The organism is Pseudomonas sp. BW7P1, from assembly GCF_024981055.1.
Taxonomy (GTDB): Bacteria; Pseudomonadota; Gammaproteobacteria; order Pseudomonadales; family Pseudomonadaceae; genus Aquipseudomonas; species Aquipseudomonas bananamidigenes.
In genome coordinates, this window is record NZ_CP103374.1 from 3,680,247 (window position 1) to 3,702,473 (window position 22,227).

General features: G+C 62.5%; 25 protein-coding genes. 16 read left to right on the forward strand and 9 right to left on the reverse strand.

What is annotated here, in order from left to right; translation table 11 throughout:
* Window positions 1-101: 101 nt before the first annotated feature.
* From NWV16_RS16395 to NWV16_RS16410, 4 genes are all read left to right on the forward strand, one after another.
* A complete protein-coding gene (locus NWV16_RS16395; RefSeq protein ID WP_260519902.1) occupies window positions 102-2,045 on the forward strand; it encodes a DNA topoisomerase III in 1,944 nt (647 codons plus the stop codon).
* A 48-nt stretch (window positions 2,046-2,093) separates the two neighbouring features.
* Complete coding sequence (locus tag NWV16_RS16400) at window positions 2,094-2,597, forward strand: GNAT family N-acetyltransferase (RefSeq protein ID WP_260519903.1); 504 nt, start codon at window positions 2,094-2,096, stop codon at window positions 2,595-2,597.
* Window positions 2,598-2,642: 45 nt separating this feature from the next.
* On the forward strand, window positions 2,643-2,933 hold the full coding sequence (locus tag NWV16_RS16405) for a hypothetical protein (RefSeq protein ID WP_260519904.1): 291 nt from the start codon (window positions 2,643-2,645) through the stop codon (window positions 2,931-2,933).
* A 175-nt stretch (window positions 2,934-3,108) separates the two neighbouring features.
* The gene (locus NWV16_RS16410; RefSeq protein WP_260519905.1) at window positions 3,109-3,438 is read left to right on the forward strand and encodes a hypothetical protein; all 330 of its coding nucleotides are present in this window, start codon (window positions 3,109-3,111) and stop codon (window positions 3,436-3,438) included.
* A 74-nt stretch (window positions 3,439-3,512) separates the two neighbouring features.
* Here NWV16_RS16410 and cynR read toward each other — a convergent pair whose 3' ends face one another.
* Window positions 3,513-4,391, reverse strand: a complete 879-nt coding sequence (gene cynR, locus NWV16_RS16415) for a transcriptional regulator CynR (RefSeq protein ID WP_260519906.1) — start codon at window positions 4,389-4,391, stop codon at window positions 3,513-3,515.
* Window positions 4,392-4,511: 120 nt separating this feature from the next.
* Here cynR and cynS point away from each other — a divergent pair, with 120 nt between their 5' ends.
* The 4 genes from cynS to NWV16_RS16435 all read left to right on the forward strand — a co-directional run bounded on the left by cynS (window position 4,512) and on the right by NWV16_RS16435 (window position 6,913).
* A complete protein-coding gene (gene cynS / locus NWV16_RS16420) occupies window positions 4,512-4,976 on the forward strand; it encodes a cyanase (protein WP_011334741.1) in 465 nt (154 codons plus the stop codon).
* 83 nt (window positions 4,977-5,059) lie between these two features.
* A complete protein-coding gene (locus NWV16_RS16425) occupies window positions 5,060-5,296 on the forward strand; it encodes a DUF2790 domain-containing protein (RefSeq protein WP_260519907.1) in 237 nt (78 codons plus the stop codon).
* Between the two features lie 12 nt (window positions 5,297-5,308).
* Entirely contained in the window at window positions 5,309-5,968 is a 660-nt protein-coding gene (locus NWV16_RS16430) for a carbonic anhydrase (RefSeq protein ID WP_260519908.1), read from the forward strand.
* Window positions 5,969-6,139: 171 nt separating this feature from the next.
* Window positions 6,140-6,913 (forward strand): alpha/beta fold hydrolase, encoded by a 774-nt coding sequence (locus NWV16_RS16435; RefSeq protein WP_260519909.1) that lies wholly within the window; start codon window positions 6,140-6,142, stop codon window positions 6,911-6,913.
* A 46-nt stretch (window positions 6,914-6,959) separates the two neighbouring features.
* Here the strand turns inward: NWV16_RS16435 and NWV16_RS16440 are convergent, their stop codons facing one another.
* Window positions 6,960-8,462 (reverse strand): aldehyde dehydrogenase family protein, encoded by a 1,503-nt coding sequence (locus tag NWV16_RS16440; RefSeq protein WP_260519910.1) that lies wholly within the window; start codon window positions 8,460-8,462, stop codon window positions 6,960-6,962.
* A gap of 69 nt (window positions 8,463-8,531) precedes the next feature.
* A complete protein-coding gene (gene glsB, locus NWV16_RS16445) occupies window positions 8,532-9,440 on the reverse strand; it encodes a glutaminase B (RefSeq protein WP_085711458.1) in 909 nt (302 codons plus the stop codon).
* Window positions 9,441-9,681: 241 nt separating this feature from the next.
* On the opposite strand from glsB, the gene NWV16_RS16450 reads away from it, so the two are divergent.
* A complete protein-coding gene (locus NWV16_RS16450) occupies window positions 9,682-9,885 on the forward strand; it encodes a hypothetical protein (RefSeq protein WP_065260974.1) in 204 nt (67 codons plus the stop codon).
* A 57-nt stretch (window positions 9,886-9,942) separates the two neighbouring features.
* Window positions 9,943-10,458 carry a DoxX family protein gene (locus NWV16_RS16455; RefSeq protein ID WP_260519911.1) on the forward strand — a complete coding sequence of 172 codons (516 nt, stop codon included), beginning with the start codon at window positions 9,943-9,945 and terminating at the stop codon, window positions 10,456-10,458.
* A gap of 3 nt (window positions 10,459-10,461) precedes the next feature.
* On the opposite strand, the gene NWV16_RS16460 is transcribed toward NWV16_RS16455, so the two are convergent.
* The gene (locus tag NWV16_RS16460; RefSeq protein ID WP_260519912.1) at window positions 10,462-12,057 is read right to left on the reverse strand and encodes a murein L,D-transpeptidase; all 1,596 of its coding nucleotides are present in this window, start codon (window positions 12,055-12,057) and stop codon (window positions 10,462-10,464) included.
* Window positions 12,058-12,210: 153 nt separating this feature from the next.
* Here NWV16_RS16460 and NWV16_RS16465 point away from each other — a divergent pair, with 153 nt between their 5' ends.
* From NWV16_RS16465 to NWV16_RS16480, 4 genes are all read left to right on the forward strand, one after another.
* A complete protein-coding gene (locus tag NWV16_RS16465) occupies window positions 12,211-12,924 on the forward strand; it encodes a murein L,D-transpeptidase catalytic domain family protein (protein WP_260519913.1) in 714 nt (237 codons plus the stop codon).
* A gap of 167 nt (window positions 12,925-13,091) precedes the next feature.
* Complete coding sequence (locus NWV16_RS16470) at window positions 13,092-13,349, forward strand: DUF2790 domain-containing protein (RefSeq protein WP_260519914.1); 258 nt, start codon at window positions 13,092-13,094, stop codon at window positions 13,347-13,349.
* Between the two features lie 9 nt (window positions 13,350-13,358).
* Window positions 13,359-14,030, forward strand: coding sequence for a heavy metal response regulator transcription factor (locus tag NWV16_RS16475; RefSeq protein WP_260519915.1), 672 nt, complete (start codon window positions 13,359-13,361; stop codon window positions 14,028-14,030).
* Window positions 14,027-15,442 carry a heavy metal sensor histidine kinase gene (locus NWV16_RS16480; protein WP_260519916.1) on the forward strand — a complete coding sequence of 472 codons (1,416 nt, stop codon included), beginning with the start codon at window positions 14,027-14,029 and terminating at the stop codon, window positions 15,440-15,442. The genes NWV16_RS16475 and NWV16_RS16480 overlap by 4 nt, the downstream gene beginning before the upstream one ends.
* On the opposite strand, the gene NWV16_RS16485 is transcribed toward NWV16_RS16480, so the two are convergent.
* Entirely contained in the window at window positions 15,387-16,787 is a 1,401-nt protein-coding gene (locus NWV16_RS16485; RefSeq protein WP_260519917.1) for an MFS transporter, read from the reverse strand. The genes NWV16_RS16480 and NWV16_RS16485 overlap by 56 nt on opposite strands.
* Before the next feature lie 103 nt (window positions 16,788-16,890).
* On the opposite strand from NWV16_RS16485, the gene NWV16_RS16490 reads away from it, so the two are divergent.
* On the forward strand, window positions 16,891-17,778 hold the full coding sequence (locus NWV16_RS16490) for a LysR family transcriptional regulator (RefSeq protein ID WP_260519918.1): 888 nt from the start codon (window positions 16,891-16,893) through the stop codon (window positions 17,776-17,778).
* Here the strand turns inward: NWV16_RS16490 and NWV16_RS16495 are convergent.
* Window positions 17,775-18,395, reverse strand: a complete 621-nt coding sequence (locus NWV16_RS16495) for a cell wall hydrolase (RefSeq protein ID WP_260519919.1) — start codon at window positions 18,393-18,395, stop codon at window positions 17,775-17,777. The two genes, NWV16_RS16490 and NWV16_RS16495, sit on opposite strands and share 4 nt — an antisense overlap.
* Window positions 18,396-18,597: 202 nt before the next feature.
* Between NWV16_RS16495 and NWV16_RS16500 the strand changes: the two genes are divergently transcribed.
* On the forward strand, window positions 18,598-19,449 hold the full coding sequence (locus NWV16_RS16500; protein ID WP_260519920.1) for a CAP domain-containing protein: 852 nt from the start codon (window positions 18,598-18,600) through the stop codon (window positions 19,447-19,449).
* A 175-nt stretch (window positions 19,450-19,624) separates the two neighbouring features.
* Here the strand turns inward: NWV16_RS16500 and NWV16_RS16505 are convergent, their stop codons facing one another.
* From NWV16_RS16505 to NWV16_RS16515, 3 genes are read right to left on the reverse strand one after another with little or no spacing between them, the layout of a single operon-like run.
* Window positions 19,625-19,777, reverse strand: coding sequence for a DUF2474 domain-containing protein (locus NWV16_RS16505; protein ID WP_260519921.1), 153 nt, complete (start codon window positions 19,775-19,777; stop codon window positions 19,625-19,627).
* Window positions 19,764-20,780: a cytochrome d ubiquinol oxidase subunit II gene (gene cydB, locus NWV16_RS16510; RefSeq protein WP_260519922.1), complete on the reverse strand. Its 1,017-nt coding sequence runs from the start codon at window positions 20,778-20,780 to the stop codon at window positions 19,764-19,766. The genes NWV16_RS16505 and cydB overlap by 14 nt, the downstream gene beginning before the upstream one ends.
* A 17-nt stretch (window positions 20,781-20,797) precedes the next feature.
* Window positions 20,798-22,213 carry a cytochrome ubiquinol oxidase subunit I gene (locus NWV16_RS16515; protein WP_260519923.1) on the reverse strand — a complete coding sequence of 472 codons (1,416 nt, stop codon included), beginning with the start codon at window positions 22,211-22,213 and terminating at the stop codon, window positions 20,798-20,800.
* Window positions 22,214-22,227: the final 14 nt, after the last annotated feature.

Genomic DNA, 22,227 nt, shown 5'->3' on the forward strand with positions numbered 1-22,227 from the left:
GCAATCCTTTTATCTGTATATCCATACAGATAAAAGTTGCCCCGGCGCCCGACTCAGGCCATTCTGTGCGCCTCTGCGGGCAATGATCGACGAGGGTGGTTATGCGGCTGTACCTCTGTGAAAAACCTTCCCAGGCCAAGGATATTGCGGCCGTGCTGGGCGCCAGACGCCGGGGCGACGGCTGCTGGCTGGGAACGGACGTCACGGTAACCTGGTGCATCGGCCACCTGCTGGAAACCGCGCCGCCCGATGCCTACGACGCCCGCTACAAACGCTGGGTGCTGGCGGACCTGCCGATCATCCCCGACCAATGGAAAATGACCGTCAAGCCGCGCACCGCCAGCCAGTACAAGGCGGTCAAGCGCCTGCTGGGCGAGGCCAGCGAATTGATCATCGCCACTGACGCCGACCGTGAAGGCGAAATGATCGCCCGGGAACTGGTGGAGCATTGCCGCTATCGCGGGCCGATCCGCCGCTTGTGGCTGTCGGCACTGGACGAAGCCTCGATTCGCAAGGCGTTGGCGGCGCTCAAACCGGGCGCCGAAACCTTCAGCCTGTATCACTCGGCCCTGGGGCGCTCACGGGCCGACTGGCTGATCGGGATGAACATGAGTCGCCTGTTCACCCTGCTCGGCCGGCAATCGGGCTATCAAGGCGTGTTGCCGGTGGGCCGGGTGCAGACGCCGACCTTGCGACTGGTGGTGGATCGCGACCGCAGCATTGCCGACTTCGTGCCGGTGGCGTACTGGGCCATCGATGTGCAATTGCTGCACGATCGCACGCCGTTCACGGCACAGTGGCGCGCACCGGGCGATGCCTGCGACGATCAGGAACGTTGCCTCAATCAGGCACTGGCCCAGCGAGCGGCCGCCGCAATCAGCAGCGCTGCCAGCGCCCGGGTGGTCAAACTGCGTACCGAGCGCATGCGCGAAGTGGCCCCCCTGCCCTTCGATCTCGGCACCTTGCAGGAAGTCTGTTCGAAGAAGCTCGGCCTCGGCGCCCAGGAAACCCTCGACATCGCCCAGGCCCTCTACGAAACCTACAAGGTCATTACCTACCCCCGCAGCGATTGCGGCTACCTGCCCCTGAGCCAGCACGGCGAGGCACCGGGGATTCTTGCGGCACTGCGTCAGGCGGATCCAGGCCTGGAAGCCTTGCGCGATCATCTGGAACCGCAGCGCCGCTCCCGCGCCTGGAACGACGCCAGGGTCAGCGCCCACCACGGCATCATTCCCACCGCTGCCGCGAAGCATCTGGAACGTCTGACCGGCAAGCACCGTGCGGTCTACACCTTGATTCGTGCGCGATATCTGGCGCAGTTTCTGCCCAATCATGAATACGACCGCACCCAGGCCGATTTCGACTGCGCCGGTGAAGCCCTGCGCGCCGTCGGCAAGCAGATCATCGAGCCAGGGTGGAAACGCGCGCTGCCGGAAACGCTGGCCCCGGCCAAGGGCCGTGAAGCCCCTGCACCACAAACCCTGCCGACGCTGACGCAGGGCGCCGAGTGCGCCGTGGCCGACGTGAAGCTCAAAGACCTGTGGACGCAGCCACCCAAGCCCTACACCGAAGGCGACCTGATCAAGGCGATGAAGAACGTCGCCAGACTGGTGGAAGACCCGCTGCTCAAGCAGAAACTCAAGGACACCACCGGCATCGGCACCGAGGCCACCCGTGCTTCGATCATTCAAGGCTTGCTGGATCGCGGTTATCTGATGAAGAACGGCAAGGCCCTGTCCGCCACACCTGCCGCGTTCAGCCTGATCGACGCGGTGCCCCGGGCGATTGCCGACCCGGGTACGACGGCAATCTGGGAACAGGCGCTGGACATGGTGCAGAGCGGAGAAATGAGCCTGGAAGCGTTCGTCACCAAACAGGCTGCGTGGATGAGCAAGCAGGTGAGCCGTTGCGCCGGCCTGAGCCTGACCATCAGCGGCCCACCACCTGCAGGCAAGGCCGCTGCCCCCTGGAAAAACAAACGCAAGACCACCCGACGCAAAACCACCGGCACCGGCAAACGCCCTGCAAAACCGGCTGCCAAATAAATCGCTGCGCGCTACTGTTTGTGCAGGTGATTGTCAGGAGCCCGCGGCATGTCTGTCATCGAACTGCGCGTCGCCCGGCGCGACGAACTGGACACCCTTGAAAACCTCATGCAGTTCTACACCTACGACTTCAGCGAATGGCTGCCGCTGAAGCTCGCAGAGCATGGTTTTTTCCCGATCCAGATGAAGGACGATTACTGGCGCCAGCCGGGAACCCGACCGTTCCTGATCCACGTCGACGGCGAACTGGCAGGCTTCGTGACCGTCGATGACCACCTTCTCATCGAAGGCGCCGATTACAACATCGGCTATTTCTTCGTCAGCAGGCGTTGGCGTGGCCAAGGCGTCGCGCAGTTTGTCGCCTCCGCCCTCTTGAGCCACTTGCCCGGGCGATGGCAGATTTTCCATGTCGACGCCAACCTGCCGGCGCGGCGCTTCTGGGCGAAGGTGATCAACGAGTTGAGTGGCGGCGAATTCACCCGCCAGCAACGCATCGTCGATGGCTATCCCTGCACTTTCTACAGCCTTGGCAGCCCCTCTGCCGCTGCCTGAATCACCCTTTTCTCATTCCGGAATGACTTTGTCCGACAATATGTAGTGACCAAAAATAATCACTACAAAACCGTTGACGGCGTCGTTTGGCTTTTGCATGATGCAGACGTCTCCCCGATCGGGAGCGCTGGTAACACGCTTGAGCAAGCTCGTCTGACCGCCGGGCTGTTTTTTCCGGATACACGCTGCCCACAAGGCAGATTGAAGAAGCTGACCTGGCCTGAACGTCCAGTACAAGGACGAGAAGCGCTGGCGAAAATTCTCAAGACGCTTGTGGTCGACCCTGAAAACGTCGTCAAGGAGCCTCCCGGTTTTCGCTGCTTCTCCTCGTTGTGACGCTATTGCGTAGCAGTTATTCAACACGACTACATGCAACAGATGCATGACCCCGTACTTCACACGGGCGACCGCTGACGTCCTGGTTTCGGTGCCAGGGATCAACTAACCGATGGGCTACCTGTATTAGCGAATCAACTTTGAAAGATCACCAGACTGGTCAAGGGGCAATATCATGAATCTGAACAATCAACCTACTATCGAAGAACTGGCTCGTATGTTCGCGGCAAAAAAAGACAGCCACGACAGCCATATTCTGTGGATCAGCAAGTCGGGTCAGGTCCATATCGACTGCCTGTCGCCCCATGCTGGTGAAGAAGAGTTCGACCGGAACAACCAGAACCTGCTGGCCCGCCTGAAGATGTACCGCCGTGGCCAAGGCTATGTCGGCAAGAAAGCCGCGGCCGACAAGGACTTCATCGGTAATGTTCTGCAAACGCTGAAACAGGCGTGGGACTCGATGCAGAACAAGAATGAAGTCCGGGTGATTGATCGGTTCTGCTAAGTTGCAACTTCAGTAAACAAAAGGGCCTGCTTCCGATAAGGAGCAGGCCCTTTTTTATTGATCGCAAACCCTGTTCATGAACGTTTTTCCAACACCATTTCCATGAACGCCACCGCCGCCGCACTGTGATAGTTATTCTTGCGCCGCAACAACGCCGCCCCTCGCTGCGGCGCCTCACTCTCCACACGTAAACGGCGCAACACCCGATCCTCGGTGGCAATCGCCTCCGGCAGCATGGTTGCAATCGGCGCATGCCGGATCACTTCCAGCAACGAACTCACCGAGTTCACCTCGATCTGCACCTTGGGCGTGGTGCCGTGTTGCCGGAAATACTCATCAATCGACAAGCGCGTAATGAAATCCGGCGTCAACAGCGCGAAATCCAGTTGCGCAATGTCATCCGGCGTCAGCACTGCAGCACTGTCATACAACGGATGCTCACGCCCGACCATCACCCCCAGCGTCTCGACAAATGCCGGAATGCACTCAATGTCGGGACTGCGCACCGGGGTAAAGGCAATTGCGATATCCAGCGAGTCATCTGCCAGCCCGGCCTCAATGTCATCCATCGACAGCTCGAAAATCTCCAGGTGGATCCCCGGATACCGCGCCACGTAATCACGCACCAACGGCCCGACCAGATACGCCATGAACGTCGGCGTCATGGCCAGGCGCAGCGAGCCTCGGGACAGGTCCTTCACGTCATGCAACGCACGCTTGCCCGCCTCCAGTTCCACCAGCACCCGCCGCGCGCATTCGATGTAGGCCTCGCCGGCATCGGTGGGTCTGACCGAGCGCGAGGTGCGGTCGAACAGTTCCACCCCCAGGCTTTCCTCCAGTTGGCGGATCTGTTGCGACAGGGTCGGCTGCGACACGTGCAGCGCCTCGGCCGCCCGGGTGAAACCGCCGTGATCGGCCACGGCCAGCAGGTAACGCAAATGTCGCAGCAGCATGGGACGCTCCATCTATAGGCTGTACTTATGCTTTGCATTGTATATCGGTCTTGGACGCTATGGATCAAGCAGCAGAAGATGAACCCCACACAGCAAGCCAACCCCGAAAGGAGAAGCACCATGCAATCCCAAGCCTACAACGACAGCCGCATCGCCCTGACCACCCGCGCGCTGGACGCCAAAGCGCAGAAGAATCTGTCGTGGCAGGATCTGGCCGACGGCACCGGTCTGAGCCTGGCCTACGTCACCGCCGCCCTGCTCGGCCAGCACCCGCTGCCAAAAGCCGCTGCCGAAGTGGTCGGCGACAAGCTTGAGCTGAGCGCCGAAGACGTCGCCGCCCTGCAAATCATCCCGCTGCGCGGCAGCCTCGACGGTGTGCCGACCGACCCGACCATCTACCGCTTCCACGAGATGATCCAGATCTACGGCACCACCCTGAAGGCACTGGTTCACGAGCAGTTCGGTGACGGCATCATCAGCGCGATCAACTTCAAGCTCGACATCAAGAAAGTCGAAGACCCTGAAGGCGGCTCCCGCGCTGTGGTCACCCTCGACGGCAAGTTCCTCCCGCTGCGTCCGTTCTGACCCGTCCGGGCTCGCACCCCGCGTGCGGGCCCACCCCAACCTGAATTGCCAAGTCGTCACCACATCCGTCTGGAGGCTGCCCCATGCAAAAATTTCTGTTGACCCTGGCCCTGCTCGCCGGCCTCGCCGCCCAGGCCCAGGCTGATGAAGAGGTCGTTGCCTATCGCTACGGCATGCAACTGGACATCGCGCAGGTTGTGAGCATCACCCCGGTGGCCGATATCTGCGGCGTAGTGCCGGTCGAGATGACCTACCTGGACAGTCACGGCGCAAAACACATTCTTCAATACAGCGAATTCGGTACTGGCTGCTCGAACTGAGAGGACAACACCATGAAAAACCTGATCGAAGGCTTCCTGAAGTTCCAGAGCGAAGCCTTTCCGCAACGTACCGAACTGTTCAAGTATCTGGCGACCACTCAGACGCCAGGCACCTTGTTCATCACCTGCTCCGACAGCCGTGTCGTGCCCGAGCTGCTGACGCAACAGGAGCCCGGCGAGCTGTTCGTGATCCGCAACGCCGGCAATATCGTGCCGTCCTACAGCCCGCACCCGGGCGGCGTTTCCGCGACGGTGGAGTACGCGGTAGCGGTGCTCGGCGTGACCGACATCGTGATCTGCGGCCACTCCGATTGCGGGGCGATGACCGCCATCGCCCAGTGCAAATGCATGGATCACCTGCCCGCCGTCAGCGGCTGGCTGCAACACGCAGAATCGGCGAAAGTGGTCAACGAATCACGGCCACACGCCAATGACGCCGCCAAGCTCAGTTCGATGGTGCGCGAGAACGTGATCGCGCAACTGGCGAACATCCAGACCCACCCGAGCGTGCGCCTGGCCCAGGAAAAAGGCCTGCTCAATCTGCACGGCTGGGTCTACGACATCGAGACCGGCTCCATCGATGCCCTGACAGCGGATCGCCGCACCTTCGTCTCGCTGGCCGAGCAACCAACGACCTGCGCGGTCTATGGCCAATCGGTCGATGCCGCCTGAACCGAACGCCCCGCACCTGCCGGGGCGTTTACTTTGTATCAGCGTGTAGCCAGCGCCCCGCCAGACACAGTTCCATGCACCCGCGCCGGGAGGCGGACACATCAGCGATACAGCCAGCGTTTTGAATAAGCCCGAACGCTGCATTCCTCCTCCCGACACAAGGAACATTCGATGAACAAACTGTTTGCAGGACTGGCGCTTACCGCTGCCATGGCCGCCGCGACTTCGGCGATGGCTGCCGAGAAACCCACCGTGGTGCTGGTGCACGGTGCCTTCGCCGATTCCAGCAGCTGGAACGGAGTGGTGAAGATTCTGGAAAAGGACGGTTATCCGGTGGTCGCCGCCGCCAACCCGTTGCGTACCCTCAAGGGTGACGCGCAATCGGTCGCCGACGTGCTGGCCGGGATCAAATCACCTGTGGTGCTGGTCGGCCACTCCTACGGCGGGCCGGTCATCAGCGAAGCTGCGTACGGCAACGCCAATGTGAAAGCCTTGGTGTATGTCGCCGCGTTTGCGCCCGAAACCGGTGAAACCGTGGCCGGGCTGGCCGGCAAGTTCCCCGGCAGCACCCTCGGCCCGACCCTCGCGCCGCCCGTTGCCCTGAAGGACGGTGGCAAGGATCTGTACATCCAGCAGGACAAGTTCCATGACCAGTTCGCCGCCGACGTACCGAACGCCGACGCGAAACTGATGGCGGCGACCCAGCGTCCGGTCACCGAAGCGGCGTTGAACGAGGCCGCCAGCGAGCCGGCGTGGAAAACGATTCCGTCGTGGTTCGTGTACGGCGACAAGGACAAGAACATTCCGCCGCAAGCCATGGCGTTCATGGCCGAACGGGCGCACGCGAAAAAGACCGTGGTGGTCAGGGGCGCGTCCCATGTGGTGATGGTGTCGAATCCCAAAGCCGTGGCCAGCCTGATCGAAACCGCCGCCACCGCCAAGTGATACAAAACGCCGCGCCTGTCATTGCGACAGGCGCGGCGTTTGGGTTTTAGCGTTTTACACCCAGATCGATTTGCGTCATGCGGCTGCGGACGGTGAATACCCCGTCACCCGAAAGAATCGCGCTGCGGGCAAACAGGCGACCGCTTTCCCAGTTCGAAAGGCCCAGCTCCGGCTTGTTCAACGCGTACTGGCCATCGACCCAACGGGTGATCCCGTTGCCCACGAACGGCGCGTTGACCGCGTTGTAGAAACGCTCCTGAGTCACAGCATCTTCGCTGATCAACGACACGGTGAACTGCGGGCTGTAGCGGTTGAACAGTGAGATGGCCTGATCCAGATCATCGACGATCATCAGGCTGGTTTCCGGGGTCTCTTCCCACTCCCACTCACGTCCCAGTTGTGCTTCGGGCAGTGGCTCGGCCTGGGCTTCGGTCCGGTATCCCTCGGCGCGACAGACCTCGACCGTCGCGCTCTGCCAGTCGCCCGGCAAGTAACTTTCGCTGCCTTCGACAATGTGCAATTTGCAGCCCTGACCGCGCGCGGTGCCGGCCTGCTGCAAGGCATCGAGGAACAATGGCACCAATTCGGCGGCACGGTCGCGCTGGATCAGGCAGACGTTCAAGGTGTTGCAGACCTTGCGATCCAGCGAATTGCGCACCACGGCGGCGAAGCGTCTGGCATCGGCATTACGGTCAGCAATCAGCCATGCGCCACCGGTGCCGTGCAGGCTGACGGCGGTGCCGGCCTGCTGGGCGATGCTGCCCAACTGACTGACTGCACGGCCCGAACCACGGGCCACGGCCAGCGACAGACGCCGGTCGGCGAACATCGCCCAACCGGCGGCATGGTTGACGCTCTCCACCAGCGAGACCGCACCTGTCGGCAGACCGGCATCGGCCAGCGCCGGATTCAGGGCGTGAGTGACGATGGCCTGCGCGGTGCCCAAGGCATCGCTGCCAATGCGCAGCACGGCGGTGTTGCCGGTACGCAGTACGCCTGCGGCATCGGCAAAGACATTTGGCCGACCTTCGAACACGAACGCGACGATGCCCAGCGGCGACACCACCTGCTCGACCTTCCAGCCGTCATGCTCGACGCTGCTGAGCACTTTGCCACGGGTGGCCGGCGCATCACGCCAGGCGCGCAGGCCGGCGATCATGTCGCGGCGCATGCGTTCGTCAGCGAGCAACCGGGTCGTGGATCGACCGCGTGCCTTGGCCCGTTCGATGTCGGCAAGGTTGGCGGTTTCGATAAGCGCCCAGGCGTCCGGGTTTTCCAGGCGTTGAGCGAACAGATCGAAGAAGCGGCTGATCGCTTCATCCGACACGGCGGACAACGCCGTAAACGCGGCCGCTGCGCGCTCGATCGCCACCGAGGCCGCTTGCTGATCCGCCACTGGAATCAGCAACAGCTCGCCGCTCACCTGCTCCACCAACAGGTGGTCGCCGGGTCGGAAACGCTCGGCCAGTTCGGGGCTGACCACGGTGACGCGGTTACCGGCGAAAGGGATGGGCGTGCCAGCGACGAGACGTTCGAGCGCGAGAGACATGGAGCGGATTCACCATATTGAGGGCGGCCGGAAAATGTATAGCTTGCCCACCCTCAAAGCAACACAGGCTCAGAACACCGACCAGCCGATCCGCGAACTGAGCATTTCCAGCGCCGCCATGCCCGCCAGCGAGTTGCCCGCCGCGTTGAGCTCCGGCGACCACACGCACACCGTGAACTGCCCCGGCACCACCGCAACGATGCCGCCGCCGACGCCGCTCTTGCCCGGCAGGCCGACGCGGTAGGCGAAGTTGCCGGCCTCGTCGTAGAGACCGCTGGTGGCCATGATCGAGTTGACTTGCTGGGTCTGGCGGCGGGTCAGGATCTGTTCGCCGCTGTGCTTGCAATAGCCGTCGTTGGCCAGGAAACAGAATGCCCGGGCCAGGTCGATACAGCTCATGCGCAACGCGCAGTGACTGAAGTAGCTGCGCAGCACGGCTTCGACATCGTTGTGGAAATTGCCGAAGGACTGCATCAGGTAAGCCATCGCCGCATTGCGTGCGCGGTGCTGGTATTCGGAATCGGCGACTTTGCCATCGACCATCACTTGCGGATTGCCCGAAAGCCGCCGCACGAAATCGCGCATCGACAAGGCCGGCGCGGCGAAGCGCGACTGGTTGATGTCACAGATCACCAGCGCCCCGGCATTGATGAACGGATTGCGTGGACGGCCACGTTCGAATTCCAGCTGCACCAGCGAGTTGAACGGCTGACCGGACGGCTCGTGGCCCAGTCGCTCCCAGATCGCCTCGCCGGAGTGTTCGATGGCCTGAACCAGGCTGAACACCTTGGAAATACTCTGCACCGAGAACAGCGTCTCGGCATCGCCGGCGCAATACATCTCGCCGTCATTGCCATATACGGCGATGCCCAGTTGATCGGGCGGCACGGTGCCGAGGGCGGGAATGTAGTCAGCCACCTTGCCCTGCCCGATCAGGGGCCGGACTGCGTCAAGGATCTCGTTCAACAGCGCTTGCATGCCGGGTCTCGAAGTCTCGCCCCATGGGATTGCGGGGACACGGTGGCTAGACGCTGCGCCCGCCGGCCGAATCACACCGCGTTTGTGTATCGCACTGTATATGGCGTAGCCCCATACACACCCTGAGCGCAAATCCCCCGACAGACGACACATCCCCGATACAGCCCGACGTTCAAATGAACCTGTCGATCGGCAACCCCGATCAAGCCTTTGAACTCATATTCCTTATCGGAGATTCACCATGACCAAGCTCTCGAAAAACGCTTTGACCCTCGGCCTGCTGCTGGCCGGCGGTATTGCCCTGTCCAACGCGGCTTCGGCCTCCGAAGCGTTCAGCGTCAAGCAACTGGATCACGGTTACAGCCAGACTCAGGCCCAGGCCGATACCCCGGAAAAAACCTCGGAAGGCAAATGCGGCGAAGGCAAGTGCGGCGCCGGCGAATGACCCTCTTCACGGGGCATCCCGGTGCCCCTTTTTCCCTTGCTTGAATGGAGTTCTCCCATGACAACCGCCCTCTCGACCGCCGTCAAAGGCCTGCACCTGAACCTCGATCGCGCCGGCCAGTGGCTGGCGCCGCTGACCCTGCGCCTGTTCATCGCCTGGGAGTTTTTCGAATCGGGCCTGGAGAAATTCAACGGCCAGAACTGGTTCGAAGACATTCAGGACCGTTTCCCGTTTCCCTTCGATCACTTGCCGGCGACGCTGAACTGGGAGCTGTCGATGTGGGCCGAGCTGATCTGCGCCCTGGCAATCCTGATCGGATTTGGCACGCGGATCTCGGCGATTTCGTTGATTGTCGTGACCGTGGTCGCGACCGCTGCTGTGCACTGGCCGGCAGACTGGTCGTCATTGAGCGAACTGGCCCAGGGTTACGCGATCACCAACAAGGGCTTCGGCAACTTCAAACTGCCGGCGATTTACCTGGCGGCGCTGGTGCCACTGGTGTTCGCCGGGGCCGGCAGATTGAGCCTGGATGCGTGGCTGGCGCGACGTTTCTGGAAACGCGCCAGCCGCTGAGGATCAGTGCGCCCGGTCCAGCCCCGCCAGCAACGCGCTGTCACGGCTGTAGATGTCCGGCGCATAGATCACCCGGCCCTGCCCGTCGGCCTGGGCCGTCCAGTAGGTCATCAGGATCGGCACCGGATTGCTCAGGCGAAATTCATGGGTGGTGCCGGTGGCCAGCAAGGTGTCGGTACGGGCTCTTTCTGCCGGGCTGAGCAGGTAGTCGCGCAGTTTCATCGGATGCTCGACCCGCACACAACCGGAACTGAACGCCCGCGGGCCTTTATCGAACAGCGCCTTGCTCGGTGTGTCGTGCAGGTACACCGAGAAGGGATTGGGGAAACGGATGACCATCTGCCCCAGCGGATTGCGTGGCCCGGCGTCCTGGCGCAGAAGGATGTTGCCGGGGTTGTCCCAGTCGATGTCGGCAGCAGCCAGCGGCTGACCATTGGCATCGAGCACTTGCAGGTTCTGACGACTGAGGAAGGTCTGGTCCTTGCGGATTTCCGGCAGTTTGTCTTCCTTCCAGATGGTCGGCGGCACGGTCCAGGTCGGGTTCAGCGTCAGGCGCGTCACGCGGGATTTGAGCAACGGCGTCTGGCGCTCGGCGCGCCCGACCTGGGTGCGGGTCTGCCACACCGGCAGGCCGCCCTGATACAAGGTCAGTTCGGCAGCGGCGACGTTGACCAGCAAACCATCGGGCTCCATGTCCTGAGCCAGCCAGCGGAACCGCTCCAGGTTGATCCGCAGTTGTTCGCGGCGAGTCAGCGGGCTGATGTTCATCTCGGCAATGGTCCCCGGCCCGACCACACCGTCGGCCTGCAACGAATGACTCGCCTGAAAACGCTTCACCGCCTCCACCAGCACACCGTGATAAGCGTTGTCCGGCGTGCCGACCACACTGCTCAGATAACCTTCGCTGTACAACCGTCTGGCCAGATCCGGCACGCGTTTGTCTTCCATGTCCGGGCGCAACAGCGGCCCGTTGCCCACCGGTTGCCAGTGCGGCAAGGCCTGCAGGCGTTGTGCGGCGTAAAGATGACGCAGATTCCGGTATTGCACCAGGCGCGGGCGGGCCAGATCGAAAGCGGCGGCCACGTCATGCATGCCCGGCACGGCGATGGCGAGCAACTCGGCCTGACGGTCGCGGGGCGTATCGTCGGCGTGCCACAGCGGTTCGAAGTGTGACTGCAGCAAACGACCGTAATGCAGGTCCTGCAAGGCCTGCAGGTAGTTGCGGCTGATGTCGATGTCGGCACACAGCTCGCCGTCCTGCGGGGCCGTGTCAGCGACCGGATAGCGTTTCGGATTCAGGCCATCGTCGGCCAACGATTGCAATTGCGCATGCAAGGCCGGCAATTGTCCGGCCGCGGCCCACACCGGCATCCAGTCCTGCTGCCGGTAGAACGCCTGCAGTTGCTCCAGGGCCGGGCCACTGAGGCGGGCGGCAATTGCCGGGCAGGCCTGAGGCAAACTGATCAACGCGGCCTGCAACGGACTCTGCGGTTCAACGGGCGCTTGCGCCGCAAGCGTCGGCAGTGGCTCTTCAGCACAAACGACAAACGGCGCAGCGAGCAGACAAATGCTCAAGTAGCATGCGTACTTTTTGAACAACTGCTTTACTCCAATCCGTGGCCGTCTTGATTGACGGTCAACCTTACATCAGGTGCGGTGATACAGTCAGGTCCGATTCGCGGGCCGGGCCGGGGACGACTGGACGTCAGGAGCCAAAGTGCCAAACAAGTAGCCAGTGAGGACTCACTATAAATGTTGACGTTTTTGCGCCGACTTCTGCTGACTGCCACTGCCATGGGGCTGGTGACCAGTCAGGTTCTTGCCGCCGGCACCCCTTCGCCGGTTCTCTACAACAGCCTCGCCCACGCCGCGCCGGAACTCAATCCCCAGGCGCTGAAAGGTGCCTTGAACGCCATGCAATGCGCGATCAACAACGGTGCGAAGCAGTCCCGGCACCTGGCGATCATCGACTATTCGCAACCGTCCACCGAGCGGCGTCTGTGGATTTTCGACCTGACACAGAAAAAACTGATCCTGCGCGACCTGGTCGCCCACGGCTCGAAGTCCGGCGATAACTTCGCCACGCGCTTCTCCAACCGCGAAGGCAGTTTCCAGTCCAGCCTTGGACTGTTCCGCACCCAGGAAAGTTACGAAGGCACCCATGGTTATTCGCTGCGCATGGACGGTCTGGAGCCGGGCGTCAACGACATGGCCCGCGACCGCGCCATCGTGATCCACGCCGCCGATTACGTGAATCTGTTCTGGAGCAAACGCACGGGCCGGCTGGGTCGCAGCCAGGGTTGCCCGGCGGTGCGTCCGCAAGTCGCCCGGCGGGTGATCGACAGCCTGAAGGACGGCCAGTACATGTTTTCCTGGTACCCGGATCAGCATTGGCTGAAATCCTCGCCGTACCTCAACTGCCAGCCGCAGCAGATCGCGAGTATTCTCAGCACCCACGGCAGTTGAAAACCACACGTGTCAAAACAATCCCCTGCCCGCGCAGGGGATTTGTGTTTTCAGGGTTCCATTACAGCTTTGTCATGGAGTTGTCGGTTTGCCGAGCGGATCGCCCGGTAGCCTGAAGTTGTTCCGGCGCACCTGCCGATCCACTTCACCGATACGAGCGACTCATCATGAAAACCCTGATCCTGGCCTTCACCGCCCTCCTCGCCACCGGCTCCGTGTTCGCCGCACAAGTGCCCGAGCGCACAGTGATTCACGACACCAACGGCTTCTACGTGCATCTGGATGTCGACAAAGTCCTCTCCAGCACCGATATTTCCCAGACCTGCGGCGTCATCCCCGCACGGCTCGATTACCTCGACCACCAGGGCCGCGAACATGTGCTGGATTATCAAGTGCAAGGCAGCGGCTGCACCAATGACCATTGAGGCGCGTTCATGAATATCCTTGTCGTCGAAGACGAACCCAAGGCCGGCAACTACCTGCTCAACGGCTTGCAGGAACTGGGTTACAACGTGAGCCTGGCCCGGGACGGCGCCGACGGTCTGCACATGGCGCTGGAACACGACTTCGACGTGATCGTGCTGGATGTGATGATGCCGAAAATGGACGGTTGGGAGGTTCTGCGCCGGCTGCGCAGGGAAGCCGACACGCCGGTGCTGTTCCTCACCGCCCGGGACGACATCGCCGACCGGGTCAAGGGCCTGGAGCTGGGCGCCGACGATTACCTGATCAAGCCGTTTTCCTTCGCCGAACTGGTGGCGCGCCTGCGCACCCTGACCCGGCGCGGGCCGATTCACGAAGACGAGCAATTGCAGGTGGCCGATCTGCAGATCGACGTGCTCAAGCGCCGGGTCACCCGCGCCGGCAGCCGGATCACCCTGACCAACAAGGAATTCGCCCTGCTGCAACTGTTCGCCGCTCACACCGGACAAGTGCTGTCCCGCTCGCTGATCGCCTCGCGGGTGTGGGACATGAATTTCGACAGCGACACCAATGTGGTCGATGTCGCCGTGCGCCGCCTGCGGGCGAAGATCGACGATCCGTTCCCGCTCAAGCTGATCCACAGTGTGCGCGGCATCGGCTACCGCTTCGATACCCAGCCATGAAAACCGCCGGCACGTATTCCCTGACGTGGCGCCTGGCGCTGGTGTTCGCGGTGCTCGCCTTCGCGGCGCTGGCGGGCCTCGGCGCGGCGCTGTACAACGCGCTGGATGAGCAATTGACCCGCCGCGATGACATCCAGATGGTCAGTCGCATCGATCAGTTGCGCACCATCCTCAACGACAGCAACACCCTGGAGCTGATCCAGAACAAACCGGCCCTGTTTCAGAACATGCTGGGCAACCGCGAAGCGTTGTTGACCATCGGAGCCCCCGGGCAGCCCCCCTTGTTCGTGGTCAATCCCGGCAATCTGGCGCTGCCGACCGTGCCGGCGGTGCCGATCAACCATGTGATGGACCTCAACGACGTGCAGCATCTGCCGAGCATCAACGGCGTGCCGTTCTCGGCGGTGGCGGCCAGTATCGACTCCGGCGACCAGGGCAATCTGCAGGTGCTGATCGCCAAGGTGATGAGCGAACGCACGGCGATGCTCGCCAATTACCGGCTCAGCGTGTATGGCCTGGCGACACTGGCAGCGCTGCTGCTGGCGGTGGTGGGTTGCCTGCTGGTGTATCGCGGCCTGCTGCCGCTGCGGCGGATCGCGCGGCATGCCCACGGAATCGGCGTCGGCAACCTCGGCGAACGCCTCGACAGCCACGGCACGCCGAAAGAATTGCAGCCGATGATCGAAGCCTTCAACGCGATGCTCGATCGCCTCGCCAAAGGTTTCGCGCAGTTGAGCCAGGTCTCCACCGACATGGCCCACGAACTGCGCACACCGATCAACAACCTGCTCGGTGAAACCCAGGTCGCCCTGCAACAGAATCGCAGTACCGAGGCCTATCAGCAGTTGCTCGCCTCCAACGTCGAAGAACTCGAACGCCTGGCGCGCATGCTCGACAACATGCTGTTTCTCGCCCGCACCGACCCGGCCACGGCCCTCAGCCAGCGCCAGGAACTGGACGCGGGTGATGAGATGCAGCGCATTGCCGATTACTTCGAAGGCCTGGCCGCCGATGTCGGCATCAGCATCGAGGCCCATGGCAGCGGCGTGATCTGGGCCGAACCGATGCTGCTGCGCCGGGCCCTGGCCAATCTGTGCGCCAACGCGATCAAGTACGGTGCGCCGGACTCGACGCTGGAGGTCGAAGCCATGGCCGAACCCGATGGCAGCTACCTGCGGGTACGCAATCACGGAGCGACGATTGCTCCCGAGCATCTGTCGCGGCTGTTCGAACGCTTCTACCGCGCCGACCCGTCCCGCGAGCGTTCAGCCCAATCCAACGGTCTGGGCCTTTCGATCGTGGCGACCATCATGCAATTGCATCAGGGCCGCTACAGCGTCAGCAGCGTTGAGGGCGTCACCTGCTTTGAGCTGTTCTTTCCCGCACGGGAGACGCCAGGCGCCAGTGTGTGAAAGCGCCGAGCCCGAGCGCCGCAAGCATCAATGCCGTGGCAACACCGAAGGTCATGTGCAAACCAGCGGCGATGACCGCAGCCGGCGCCCGCGTCGGATTGCCCGTAGCCAGGGCAAACACCGCGCCCATGGCCGCCGCCCCGGTGATCAACCCCAGATTGCGTGACAACCCGAGCATGGCCGAGACCACCCCGCGCTGATCCTGCCCGACGCCCGCCATCAACCCGGTGTTGTTGGCGGCCTGGAACAGCGCATAACTCAGGGCCACCAGCGTAATCGGCAACACATAGGCAAGCAGTCCGAGACTCACCGGTAACAGCGCCAGCAAACCACAACCGCAGGCCAGCCCCAGCAATGCGCCCGGCACCATTCGCCGCGCACCGAAACGATCCACCAGACGCCCTGCCGGCACGCCGCTGAACGCCGCCAGCATGGGTCCGATCGACAACACCAGTCCGGTTTGAGTGCTGGTGAGGCCCAATCCCCGGCTCAGATAAAACGGCCCGACCACCAGCGTGGTCATCATCACCGTCGTCACCAGCCAGGTCAGCGCCAGACTGCCGCTGATTCGTGTGTCGGCGAACAGAGACAAGTGAATCAGCGGCGCCCTGCTCCTTTTTTCGACCAGGATGAACATCCCCGCCCCCAACAGGCTGAGCAGCAACAATGTCCGGGTGAATCCTTCGACTGTCATCGCCAGTGCATAGGCCGCGAGTGTCAGCATCAGCAGCGCGGTGCCGGGATAGTCAAATGCGACAGACTTGCGTGCTGTCCGGTCCGCCGGCAGGTAGCGGTACACCAGCCAGACATTGAGCAAGCCCAGCGGCACATTGATCACAAAGATCGACTGCCAGCCGACATGGGCCATCAACAGCCCGCCCAGCGACGGTCCGAGAGTCGTGCCGGTGGCCGACATGGTGGCCAGCAACCCCATTGCACTGCCGGCCCTGGATTTGGGTACCGCATCGGCCACCAGTGCCACGGTCAACGCGAACATGATCGCCGCACCGAGGCCTTGTACCGCCCGCGCACCGATCAGCCAGGCAAGGCTCGGCGCCAGCGCGCAAGCCAGCGAGGCGGCGGTGAAAATGCCGATGCCGATCATCAGCAAGCGCCGGCGACCGAAGCCGTCCCCCAGCCGCCCGACGCTGACAATCAAGGTGGTGATCGCCAGCAGATAGGCCAGAACGATCCACTGCACTTGTTGAAACGTCGCCTCGAACGCCGCTGCCAGGGTCGGCAGTCCGGCGTTGGCGATGCTGGTGTCCAGCGACGGCATCAACATCGACAGCGCCAGACTGGTCAGCGCCCAGCGGGCTGAAGGGCTCAGAGGTTCTCGATGCATGGGGGGCTCACAGGGCAGAAGTCATGGGGCATAGCCTGAGCCTCGACAATACACGGCGCAAGACGCATGATTTGCACTCAATACCTGCATGAAACGCCATGTCATGAATGCACCCGACCTGAACCTGTTGATCACTCTCGACGTGCTGTTGAGCGAAGGCAGCGTCGCCCGCGCCGCCACACGCCTGGGGCTGAGCCCGTCCGCCATGAGCCGGGCGCTGGCCCGGTTGCGCGAGACCACCGGGGACCCGTTGCTGGTGCGCGCCGGTCGCGGACTGGTGCCGACGCCGCGGGCGCTGGAGTTGCGCGACCGGGTCGGTTATCTGGTGCAGGAAGCCGAAGCAGTACTGCGGCCGGCGGCAGTGCTCGATCCCGGCCAGTTACGCCGCACCTTTACCCTGCGCAACACCGACGGTTTTGTCGAAACCTTCGCCGCTGCCCTGCTCGTTCGCATCGCCGAGGAAGCACCCCATGTGCGCCTGCGCTTTGTGCAAAAGGCCGACAAGGACAGCACGCTGCTGCGCACAGGCCGGGTGGATCTGGAGACCGGTGTGGTCGACGACAGCACCGACCCGACGCTGCACAGTCGCATCCTGTTCCGCGATCAGTGGATCGGGGTGGTGCGTGAAGGACATCCGTTGAGCAGTGGCAAGGTCAGCGCCAGACGCTTCGCGTCGGGCCAGCACATTCTGGTGTCACGGCGCGGGCGCAGCAGCGGTCCGGTGGACGAAGCGTTGCTCGCCCTGGGCCTGACGCGGGACATCGTCACCTCGTTCGGCGGGTTTTCGGCGGCGTTGACGCTGGTCCGAGAATCCGACCTGATCGCCACGGTTCCGCAGCGTCACACCAGCAAACTGCGAGCGGGCCTGTTCAGTTTCGACCTGCCGTTGCGCATGCCGGACATCAGCGTGTCGATGCTGTGGCACCCTCGCATGGACGCCGACCCGGCGCATCGGTGGTTGCGCAATTGTGTGCGAGAGGTCTGCGCCTAACGCGCCTCCCCGTCCCTGGGTTTGTAAAACAGGAATTTCCCGGTCTCGGCGGTCCGGGTGTACTGCTTCGCCCAGTTCGGGTCGACGTTGTGGTCATGAAAATACAGCGCGCCATGGGTGCGGTCGGGGAGCTGACGGTTCAGGGCCTTGCCGGCAATTTCCTTGGCCAGCGCATATTCCGCGTCTTCCTTGACCTGATCGGACTTGCCGTCGCACCACCAGGAAAACTGGCAACCCTTGGCTTCCGAACCCTGCTTGACCACCTCACACACGGTGCCCGGAAAACCGTCGTGGCCCAGACGATTCATCACCACATTGGCCACCGCCTCCATTTCTGCCGTGTCCTTGCCCTTGGCTTCCCAATAGATGCTGCGCGCCAGGCAGGTGATGGGATCATCCAGCGGCGCGGTGCCGGACGGATCCACGGCTTGCACTTCCTTGGGGGTGATGGCTTCGGACTTCGGCGCGGGGGGCGCACCGGGTTTGTCGGCGGCTTTCTCTTCCAGTACCTCGGCTTTCGCTTCGGCCTTTTCCTTGATCGGCGCCTGATCGGTGGCCAGCACCGCGCCGCTCAGCAGGGTCAACACAAGACAGCAGATCATCCCGTGCACTTTCATGATCGATCTCTTCCGGCAGCGCCCGTTGCGGGCAACGTGTTACGTGGCTGAAACGCCCGGAATCCGGGGGCTTCGGAGATTGTAGACGGCAGAATCCGGCACAACGTTCCGCCACCGGAACCCTTTGATGAAGAAAAAAGACATTGCGCGCCCCCGGGGCGTTTCGCGCATCATGGGCGCACTCAGCCCAAGGGAGATTTCCATGCGCTTCATGCCATCCGTTCTGCGATTCGCCGCGTTGTCCACGGGCCTGGCGCTGGCCGCTTCGGCCATGGCCGGCGATGAGTCGCAATTGATCGAGTCGATCAACAGCTACCGCAGCCAGCCCCAGCGCTGTGGTTCGCAGGCGTCCAGCGAATTGCCGCCGTTGTCGGCCGATCCGCGCCTGCGTCTGCCGGCCAGTGGCATGGTCGATCTGCAGCAGGCCATGGCCAGCGCCAGTTACCCGATGGTCAACGTGCAGGCGATCACCCTCAACGGTCCTCGGGACCCGGTGGCGGCCATGAAGGCGATCCAGGAGAGTTTCTGTCAGGTGGTGCTCGATCCGCAGTTCGTCGACATCGGCGTCAGCCGCGCCGACCGCGACTGGCGCATCACCCTGGCGCGACCGCTGCTGTCGGCGCGTCTGGGTGACGGGCAAGCCGAGGGTCAGAAGCTGCTGACGCAAATCAATGCCGCCCGCAACCAGCCGCGCCAGTGCGGGGGTCAGGCATTCTCGGCGGCTGCGCCACTGGCGTGGAATGCGGTACTGGGTGGCGTCGCTCAGGATCACAGCCGCGAGATGGCCAACAACAATTATTTCGACCACAAGGACCGCAACGGCGGAACTCCCGGCGACCGCGCCGAACTGGCCGGCTACAGCGGCCAGCAGGTCGGCGAGAACATCGCCGCCGGGCAGGACACCGTGCAGAAAGTGGTCGATGGCTGGCTGGCCAGTCCTGGTCATTGCGCCAACCTGATGAACCCGCAATATCGTGAGCTCGGCGCTGCCTACGCAGTCGATCCGAAGAGCAGCGCCGGTATTTACTGGACCGCGATGTTTGGTGGCGAGTAAGTATTAAAACCACCACTGAACACTGTGGGAGCGAGCTTGCTCGCGATGGCGGTGTGTCATTCACCGTTGATGTAACTGACACATTGCTATCGCGAGCAAGCTCGCTCCCACAGGACTCAGTGGTGGACTCAGACTTGGGCAATAAAAAACCGGAGCCAGGCTCCGGTTTTTTTATTCAGTGGGTTCTCATCCCCGCCGCATGCATCGCCAGTTTCAGCAGGCATGCCACCACCGCCAGCGAGACCACGCTGCCGGACCAGATCAACAGCAGCCAGCCCAGACGTTTGTACCAGCGACTCTTCACTTCACGCATTTCAATGGTAGCCATCGCCGATCCTCACTTTGCCGCGGAACACGTAGTAGTTCCAGAAGGTGTACATCAGGATCACCGGCAGGATGAACAGCGCACCGATCAGGGCGAACAACTGACTGGTTGCCGGTGATGCCGCGGCCCACAGGCTGACCGACGGCGGAATGATGTTCGGCCAGATGCTCAGTGCCAGGCCGATGTAACCGAGGAACATCAGCCCCAGAGTGAATACGAACGGCCAATGGGTGTGTCGCTGACGCAACGAACGCAACAGACCGAACAGCGCCAGCACTGCCAACACCACCAGCCCGGCGAACACGGTGAGGTGCGCATGGTTGAACCAGCGGGTGGCCAGTTCAGGATGCAGCTGCAGCGTCCACGCACCGATCACCAGCACCATCGCCAGCAACAGCCAGGCCAGCGGACGGCTGTAGTGACGCATCCGCGACTCGAGCATGCCTTCGGTCTTGACCAGCAGCCAGGTACTGCCGAGCAAGGCATAAGCGACCACCAGACCGACGCCGCAGACCAGCGGGAACGGTGCCAGCCAGTCGAGTCCGCCGCCGGCGAACTGCCGGTCCACCACGGGAATACCGGCCACATACGCGCCGATCACCACGCCTTGGGAGAACGTCGCCAGCAGCGAACCGCCGATGAATGCCCAGTCCCACAGATGACGTTTTTCAGCCGGCGCCTTGAAGCGAAACTCGAACGCCACACCACGGAAGATCAGCCCCGCGAGCATGAAGATCAGCGGCAGGTACAGCGCTTCCAGAATCACCCCGTAAGCCAACGGAAACGCGCCGTACAACGCTGCGCCACCCAGCACCAGCCAGGTTTCGTTACCGTCCCACACCGGTGCGACGGTGTTCATCATCACGTCGCGTTCCTGCGCGTCGCTGATCAGCGGAAACAGGATCCCGAGGCCCAGATCGAAGCCGTCCATGATCACGTACATCATCACCCCGAAGGCAATGATCACGCCCCAGATCAACGAGAGATCGATACCTTGAATACCCATGACTCAACGCTCCTTTATCAGTGGATCCGGGTCGCGGATTCGAGGTTGTCGGTGACGGCCGAGAGTGGCCGGCGCGGGGTCTGCGCTTGAGTGCCTGCGGGCGGATGTTCGTGGTGCGGCTGCGGGCCCTTGCTCACCAGTTTCATCATGTAGCCGATGCCGACGGTGAACACCGAGCAGTAGATCACCACGAACAGCGCCAGCGACGTGCTCATCTGCGCCACCGAATGTTGCGACGCAGCGTCATGGGTGCGCATCAGGCCGTACACCACCCACGGCTGACGTCCGACTTCAGTGGTGATCCAGCCCGCCAGCAACGCGATCAGGCCGCTCGGTCCCATCAGCAGCACCAGCCGCTGGAAGCCGCGATGCCGGTAGACCTTGCCGTTGCGCCGCAGGGCCAGGCCCAGCACACCAACCAGAATCATCAACATGCCCAGCCCGGCCATGATGCGGAAGCTCCAGAAAATCACGGTGGAGTTCGGCCGGTCTTCTTTCGGGAAACTCTTGAGCGCCGGGATCTGCTTGTCGAGGCTGTGGGTGAGAATCAGGCTGCCGAGGTACGGAATCTCGATGGCGTATCGGGTCTTCTCCGCCTGCATGTCCGGCAGGCCGAACAGCACCAGCGGCGTTGGCTCGTTGTCGGCGTTTTCCCAGTGCCCTTCGATGGCGGCGATTTTGGCCGGTTGGTGTTCCAGGGTGTTCAAGCCATGGGCGTCACCGACCACCGCTTGAATCGGTGCCACGATCAAAGCCATCCACAGCGCCATGGAAAACATCTTGCGCACCGGTCGGGTGTCGTTGCCGCGCAGCAAATGCCAGGCCGCCGAAGCGCCGACGAAGAACGCCGTGGCCACGAACGCGGCAATCGCCATGTGCGCCAGACGGAACGGGAACGACGGGTTGAATACGATGGCCAGCCAGTCCAGCGGCATCACCCGACCATCGACGATGTCGAAACCCTGCGGGGTCTGCATCCAGCTGTTGGAAGCGAGAATCCAGAAGGTCGAGATCAGCGTACCGATGGCGACCATCACCGTGGCGAAGAAGTGCAAGCCACGACCCACGCGATTCCAGCCGAACAGCATCACCCCGAGGAACCCGGCCTCCAGGAAAAACGCCGTCAGCACTTCATAGGTCAGCAATGGCCCGGTGATGCTGCCGGCAAAGTCGGAGAACCCGCTCCAGTTGGTGCCGAACTGGTACGCCATGACCAGACCGGACACCACGCCCATGCCGAAGTTGACGGCGAAAATCTTCGACCAGAAATGGTAGAGATCGCGGTAAGTGTCGTTATGGGTTTTCAGCCACAGCCCTTCGAGTACCGCCAGGAAGCTCGCAAGACCAATGGTGATCGCCGGGAAAATGATGTGGAACGAAACCGTGAACGCGAATTGAATTCGCGCCAGGTCCAGTGCCTCCAGGTTGAACATGATGATGTCCTCAT

Excerpts from the sequence above, each read along its gene's own strand:
- NWV16_RS16395 (WP_260519902.1), top strand. The coding sequence starts at position 102 with ATGCGGCTGTACCTCTGTGAAAAACCTTCCCAGGCCAAGGATATTGCG.
- NWV16_RS16400 (WP_260519903.1), top strand. The coding sequence starts at position 2,094 with ATGTCTGTCATCGAACTGCGCGTCGCCCGGCGCGACGAACTGGACACC.
- NWV16_RS16410 (WP_260519905.1), top strand. The coding sequence starts at position 3,109 with ATGAATCTGAACAATCAACCTACTATCGAAGAACTGGCTCGTATGTTC.
- cynR (WP_260519906.1), bottom strand. The coding sequence starts at position 4,391 with ATGCTGCTGCGACATTTGCGTTACCTGCTGGCCGTGGCCGATCACGGC.
- cynS (WP_011334741.1), top strand. The coding sequence starts at position 4,512 with ATGCAATCCCAAGCCTACAACGACAGCCGCATCGCCCTGACCACCCGC.
- NWV16_RS16425 (WP_260519907.1), top strand. The coding sequence starts at position 5,060 with ATGCAAAAATTTCTGTTGACCCTGGCCCTGCTCGCCGGCCTCGCCGCC.
- NWV16_RS16430 (WP_260519908.1), top strand. The coding sequence starts at position 5,309 with ATGAAAAACCTGATCGAAGGCTTCCTGAAGTTCCAGAGCGAAGCCTTT.
- NWV16_RS16435 (WP_260519909.1), top strand. The coding sequence starts at position 6,140 with ATGAACAAACTGTTTGCAGGACTGGCGCTTACCGCTGCCATGGCCGCC.
- NWV16_RS16440 (WP_260519910.1), bottom strand. The coding sequence starts at position 8,462 with ATGTCTCTCGCGCTCGAACGTCTCGTCGCTGGCACGCCCATCCCTTTC.
- glsB (WP_085711458.1), bottom strand. The coding sequence starts at position 9,440 with ATGCAAGCGCTGTTGAACGAGATCCTTGACGCAGTCCGGCCCCTGATC.
- NWV16_RS16450 (WP_065260974.1), top strand. The coding sequence starts at position 9,682 with ATGACCAAGCTCTCGAAAAACGCTTTGACCCTCGGCCTGCTGCTGGCC.
- NWV16_RS16455 (WP_260519911.1), top strand. The coding sequence starts at position 9,943 with ATGACAACCGCCCTCTCGACCGCCGTCAAAGGCCTGCACCTGAACCTC.
- NWV16_RS16465 (WP_260519913.1), top strand. The coding sequence starts at position 12,211 with ATGTTGACGTTTTTGCGCCGACTTCTGCTGACTGCCACTGCCATGGGG.
- NWV16_RS16470 (WP_260519914.1), top strand. The coding sequence starts at position 13,092 with ATGAAAACCCTGATCCTGGCCTTCACCGCCCTCCTCGCCACCGGCTCC.
- NWV16_RS16475 (WP_260519915.1), top strand. The coding sequence starts at position 13,359 with ATGAATATCCTTGTCGTCGAAGACGAACCCAAGGCCGGCAACTACCTG.
- NWV16_RS16480 (WP_260519916.1), top strand. The coding sequence starts at position 14,027 with ATGAAAACCGCCGGCACGTATTCCCTGACGTGGCGCCTGGCGCTGGTG.
- NWV16_RS16485 (WP_260519917.1), bottom strand. The coding sequence starts at position 16,787 with ATGCATCGAGAACCTCTGAGCCCTTCAGCCCGCTGGGCGCTGACCAGT.
- NWV16_RS16490 (WP_260519918.1), top strand. The coding sequence starts at position 16,891 with ATGAATGCACCCGACCTGAACCTGTTGATCACTCTCGACGTGCTGTTG.
- NWV16_RS16495 (WP_260519919.1), bottom strand. The coding sequence starts at position 18,395 with ATGAAAGTGCACGGGATGATCTGCTGTCTTGTGTTGACCCTGCTGAGC.
- NWV16_RS16500 (WP_260519920.1), top strand. The coding sequence starts at position 18,598 with ATGCGCTTCATGCCATCCGTTCTGCGATTCGCCGCGTTGTCCACGGGC.
- NWV16_RS16505 (WP_260519921.1), bottom strand. The coding sequence starts at position 19,777 with ATGGCTACCATTGAAATGCGTGAAGTGAAGAGTCGCTGGTACAAACGT.
- cydB (WP_260519922.1), bottom strand. The coding sequence starts at position 20,780 with ATGGGTATTCAAGGTATCGATCTCTCGTTGATCTGGGGCGTGATCATT.
- NWV16_RS16515 (WP_260519923.1), bottom strand. The coding sequence starts at position 22,213 with ATGTTCAACCTGGAGGCACTGGACCTGGCGCGAATTCAATTCGCGTTC.